Here is a 5504-nt window from a genome sequence, read left to right on the forward strand (position 1 = left end):
GCAGAAAAATCATTCTTACAAAACTTAGCTCCTACCTCCTCTATAATTCCCCGTTCCTCCTGACTCCTGACTCCTGACTCCTGACTCCTACCCTCACCCATAAGACTTTTTCAGCAAACCCTAATTATCTATTACTCTACTCAGCTATTTCATAACTCGTTTAACGTCCTATTTTGATATTTCCAATATCGGTCAAACCTTGAGCTATATCGGCTTCTGTTTACTGATTATTGAACTTGTGCCAAAATCCAAGTAACTATATACCAAGAGCGCTCGTTTCTCATTGCTAATTGATATATTGGATTATCTGGATCTTCGGGAATTTTATGACCTCTAAAACCCATTTGAATATAAGACCATACTTCTTGATTACCCCAACCATTGACTTCAACTATTTTAAGATTGTAGGGTTTACTCATTAACGCCAAAGCTTTAGGAGTAAATCTCCAGTAATCATCGAATGCTTTTCCACCATGTATTGGGTTGATAAAGCAAGTTGTATGACATATATATCCTCCTTGTTTAACAACTCGAATACTTTCTTCAAAAGCCTTGTAAGGATTTTCAGCAACATGCTCTAAAACTTGGTCTGAAACACAAAAATCAAAAAAATTATCTTCATAATTTAGATCGCTTAAATTACAGTCTGGATAACTACTGTTATAAACTTCCGCTTGTTTTAAACCTAAAATTCTTGCCAAGTTAGCACTCCCAGATACGGCCAAAATTTTTTTAGTCTTGTCATCTTCATTAGTCAATAAGTTTTCTAATTTTTTATACATATATAGTCGTGTAACATGATATCTTTTTTTTCCTTTCTTTGAGTTCAAACAAAAAGTAATTAAGTCTTTTGTTAAACTGTTATTTAGCGTGGTGTTAAACATTTTTTTTCCAAATATTAGCCGAATTACCGTTAGTAATTTAAGTATGTTTGTAGCCAGAATAAATTATAACATTGAATAAATAATAATTATGATCGAGTTTCATTATTCAGGACTTACGGAACGGAACTAATTTTAGTGGGAATATCTGAATAAATGACCAAATCATAAACCATATATCCCACATTCCGTACTTCAATTTGTAATATCAAATCCGTTTAATTCGGTATAAAAAAATGTTCCATCTTCAACCATTACCAAATATTTCTCGATCTCCCCATCTCCCCAGATACTAAATGGGTTCTATAAACCGGAAGGTGCGCGCAGGGGTAACATTCCCCTTCTAAAGGTTTACTGCTGAGTGCTGATCGCTTTTTCAAGTTAGCCTGCCCCAACTCAGCCTGGCTTTTCTCTCACCCATATCTATAGAACAGCCATAAAACCTCTTTTTTCAGAATCATTGACCTTTGAAAAACCTAAAGCTACATCAAGTCTAATTAAATTCCATATTTAACACTGAATTTTGAGAGGGAATCATTAGTATTAATAATACTAAAAGAATCTAAAAAAGCTTTAGCCTCTGGAAAATCTAAATTTCCATCTTCAGCAACTACTTGTAAACTATATAATGTTGGTCCGCTAGGATCGATAAATATTCTTAAAAGTAATCTCAAATTAGGCTTTACTTTTGACTGTAAAATTATTTCTCTACCTGGAAATCCTTGATAGCTAATCTTCTTTTCACTAATTATTATCGAGTTAGAATTGATTGCTGCTCCATCTCGCGCTCCATCTAATCCTTTTTCAACATTATATTGACTAGGATCGACTGGATATTTGATGCTAGAGACAGAAAAAAATCGTTGTTTTTCTGGGTATTGGTAGAAAACTAATAAGGCATTAAGTTTTCCCAAAGAAGTATCAACAGATAAATTTTCTTCTTCTGGTTGACCAGGAAAAAAAACTGTATAAGTATCATCTTTAGCTGTGTAATTATACCAGTTATTAGCAAGATAAATAATATTGGTATCTGTAAATTCTGATGAATATTTTAGTGGTGAATATATAACTGCTATTGCATCTAAATTTGATGTAACAGATAGAATTGTGACTATACTATAAAATATAACAATTAAGGATGATTTCATAATATTAAGCTTAACTGTTTTATATCATGTTCCCCCTCCGGGGGAGCTACACTAACGGACGGGTCAGTTATAATAGAATTTAAGGAGTGACAGTACAGACAGTAGCAAAGAGATACTGAAATTATCAATACTATTCTCCTTTATCAAAATAATATGGGTCGCGCAACCCCGCCTTTTAAGGCGAAATATTTTTGGAGGGTTGCTCACGCATCCCCGTTACAAAAATAACTTCTAACTTCTGACTTCTGACTTCTGACTTCTGATACCAATTCCCATGCATTATTGCTATACTTGGGGCGTACTTCAGTTGTCAACTAATTAGCACAAGCAAAATCACTTTTTTGCTAATTTCAGCTAAGTTAATATTAATTATTCTTATGTTTGCTTCTTCCCCACTCCCCCACTCCTCTACTCCCCTACTCAACAAAATGTAGAAAAGTTTTTGAGAAATGGTATAACTTTGTTAATTCCTATGCATTTCTCCTTTCCTCCCTCCTGACTCCTGACTCCTCACACCTAAACTTTAGCTTGAATTTCTCTCAACTTCTCCCCTACTTCACCACTACTTAATAAACTTTCCGCCTTAGACAAACCTTCGCAAATATCAGAGCAAACTCCACAACGCCATAAATAAAAACCTCCATTCCAAATAGCTGCTGACATTAACTGACTCACCTTACCCTGCAAAACTTCTTGCATTTGCCCTACTAACTCCGCAGTAGAGCCTAATGAAACCTCCTTTCCTCCACAACCATAGTCACTCGGATGTAACAACAGACGTTCAAATGTGGCAGACTTGTCAGATGGCATCGATACCCCAATAATAGCTGTCCGGTCACGAGGTAAGTCACAACTTCCTTCTAACCCCTTGACTGTTGTATAATTTTTCACACCCTGTAATTCCAATGCTCCTCGAAACATACCTTCTGTAGGAGGATGAACATATCCCACAGCCAAATGAACTTCTCCTGCAAAGGGAACCCAAATTAATTCCATTGTTGCTAGAGGCGGTCGTTTACCAATATCTCGACGATATTCTACTAAAGCATCTGCTTGGGGAAAATGTGTCGGTAGATAAACAAAGCCTAAACCAGTCTGTTCAAATACTTGTTGCACCTGTGCCAGCGATAGTTTTTCCCATTCAACCCCTAACCCTTGCCAAATATCAATAAAAGGTACTCCTTCTTTTGTCGGCATTCGCGCTCCACCGTGCATCACAACAAATATTCCTGCTGTTGCCAAAATTAAAGCTGTGAGTGGGGTAACTGGTGCAGTACGCGATCGCCCATCATAAGGACAACCTAATACTGTCACTACACCCATCGATGGTTGACTTTGCAGTTTTGGCCCTAATTCGTTATAGCTATCTAACATTCCTGCCAACTCATCTCCAGTAGGCCGTTTAATACGGTGAGCAATTAAAAAAGCACCGACCTGGACTGGTTTTGCTTCTTTCCACAACATCATCCGCATTGCTGCTGCTGCCTCTTGGCGGGTTAAATTTTTCCCTGTATGGGGGCCACTACCAATGGTTCTGAGTAATTCTCGAAAGCGATCGCTCATTTAATTTTTCTCTCTGGTTAATTAGGTATTTATTTTTTGATTTTGTTTAGTTAGTTTACAGCAGTTTTGGAGTTGATCGGGTACAAAATTTTAGGACTTTAGGGAGTAGGAAGTAGGGAGTAGGGAGTAGGAAAAAAAGATTAACCTTAAAACTGTACCTCACGCTTCCTAAAAAGTGCTGTAATATAGCGCTACGCGCAAGTCAAAAGTCAAAAGTCAAAAGTAATCCCTGACTAACTTTGAGCTGCTTGGTGCGCGTTCCCTCACAGGAGTCAGCATTCCGCAAGCGAGCTGTCGTCGTCGCGGGGTCGCATCCGCATTTATAAATGTCCGCGCCCTATTTGCGTAGTGCCATACTCCACTGTCACCCGTAATGTCAATGTCTATTGACATGAAAATTCAAAATAAAATCAATTCTTATCCATAAATTATCAATTATTTCTCCTTGTTATATCATGTTCCCCTCCGGGGGAGCTACGCTAACGGACGGGTCAGTTATAATAAACCTTCTGCCTTCTAACCTTGCTCTTTTCCTTCAGCATAGCTGCCCTCTGCCTTCTGCCTTTGGTCTACAGATATTATAAGTATTCAACCGAACATGATATTACCTATCCCTTGTTCCCTCTTTTGGAGGAGATGTCTAATGCTAAAGTTAAGATTTAAACCCCAGCTCTAACATTCTCCTGACTACTGACTCCTGACTACTGACTTCTTCAACACTGTGGTTTGATTAATTTGCTGTGGAACTAATTCCTTTACTAGCTCCCAGAAATATTCTATTGGGGGAATTTGTATCCGATCGCTAGTTGTCACCACCACCACCTCACGACTCCAAACAGAATCTCTTATTGATGATACCTTAGAAGTACTCGGAGTTACTCCTATTGTTTTTATGGCAAGAGTGGGGTCGAGTTTAACATCTATTAAAGCTGAATGAGGTAGCAGAGCAATTAAATTTCCTTGTCGTACTACTCCTCGGAAAGCATCGAGGGTATTTAGTTCTAATGCTGCATTGAGTTTTGCCCCTAGTCGCTCAAATTGCTCTTTAACTAATCTTTGCATTCCGTAGCCATCTTTGAAAACTACTTGAGGATAGCGAATAAGTTCAGTCCAGGGAATTTGTTCGTATTTTGTGAGGGGATGGTTAGCTGCCATTAATACTTCTATCGGTTCAGTGTAGAGAACATCTACTACCATTTCTGGACTGGTAGTAAATAAGCGGTTATTCATTACTATTGCTATATCTACTAGACCGTCTTTGAGAACTTTCAAAGTGCGATCGCTTCCTAGAGCAGTTACCCGCAATTTTACTTCTGGATAGTGGCGACAAAATCTTTGCAAAACTGGAGGGAGGTAAGCAGCACAAACAGAGTGAATAGCTGCAACACAAAGTTCTGGTTGTTTTCCGGCAAGCATTTCTGTTATTTCTTGGGTAGCACTTTCCCAAGCTTGACAAATTTTCTTAGCGTAAGGCCATAAGCATTCTCCTGCTAGAGTGAGTTTGGCTTGACTGCTACGGTGAAATAGGGGAGTACCCACTTGATTTTCTAGAGCTTGCACTTGTCGGCTAACTGTTGATTGAGTGACGTTACATATTCGCGCTGCTTGTTGAAAGCTACCTGTTTCTGCAACACAAAGAAATGCTTGCAACTGCTCTAACCGCATAGAGTTTTGATTCAACTATTATTTACCAGCCTTTGATTATAGCAGATTTATTTTTTTCATTTAGTAGACTAGGATACACCTTCTCAAAATGAATTATACCAAATCTCAAAAAATTTGAACTATAGCAATGAGCGCTGGCATCTTTACATATTACATAAATATTGATAATGTAACATAAAAGTAACTGTATGAGCTGTATTTTTCATAAATTAGGCGATCGCTAAAGGTTAAAGTTTTAAGGATGCGT

At 37.9% G+C, this 5504-nt stretch carries 4 protein-coding genes; all 4 read right to left on the reverse strand.

Going from position 1 to position 5504, the window contains the following annotated elements; all coding sequences use genetic code 11:
- Nucleotides 1-227: 227 nt before the first annotated feature.
- Complete coding sequence (locus tag F6K27_RS32230) at nucleotides 228-884, reverse strand: methyltransferase domain-containing protein (protein WP_287279537.1); 657 nt, start codon at nucleotides 882-884, stop codon at nucleotides 228-230.
- Nucleotides 885-1378: 494 nt separating this feature from the next.
- Nucleotides 1379-2029: a hypothetical protein gene (locus tag F6K27_RS32235; protein WP_287279538.1), complete on the reverse strand. Its 651-nt coding sequence runs from the start codon at nucleotides 2027-2029 to the stop codon at nucleotides 1379-1381.
- A 516-nt stretch (nucleotides 2030-2545) separates the two neighbouring features.
- The gene (locus F6K27_RS32240) at nucleotides 2546-3592 is read right to left on the reverse strand and encodes an anthranilate phosphoribosyltransferase family protein (protein ID WP_287279539.1); all 1047 of its coding nucleotides are present in this window, start codon (nucleotides 3590-3592) and stop codon (nucleotides 2546-2548) included.
- A 687-nt stretch (nucleotides 3593-4279) separates the two neighbouring features.
- Nucleotides 4280-5257 carry a LysR family transcriptional regulator gene (locus F6K27_RS32245; protein ID WP_287279541.1) on the reverse strand — a complete coding sequence of 326 codons (978 nt, stop codon included), beginning with the start codon at nucleotides 5255-5257 and terminating at the stop codon, nucleotides 4280-4282.
- Nucleotides 5258-5504: the final 247 nt, after the last annotated feature.

The organism is Okeania sp. SIO2F5, assembly GCF_010692685.1.
Lineage (GTDB): Bacteria > Cyanobacteriota > Cyanobacteriia > Cyanobacteriales > Microcoleaceae > Okeania > Okeania hirsuta.

Coding starts and splice junctions, on each gene's coding strand:
- F6K27_RS32230 (WP_287279537.1), bottom strand. CDS start 884: ATGTTTAACACCACGCTAAATAACAGTTTAACAAAAGACTTAATTACT.
- F6K27_RS32235 (WP_287279538.1), bottom strand. CDS start 2,029: ATGAAATCATCCTTAATTGTTATATTTTATAGTATAGTCACAATTCTA.
- F6K27_RS32240 (WP_287279539.1), bottom strand. CDS start 3,592: ATGAGCGATCGCTTTCGAGAATTACTCAGAACCATTGGTAGTGGCCCC.
- F6K27_RS32245 (WP_287279541.1), bottom strand. CDS start 5,257: ATGCGGTTAGAGCAGTTGCAAGCATTTCTTTGTGTTGCAGAAACAGGT.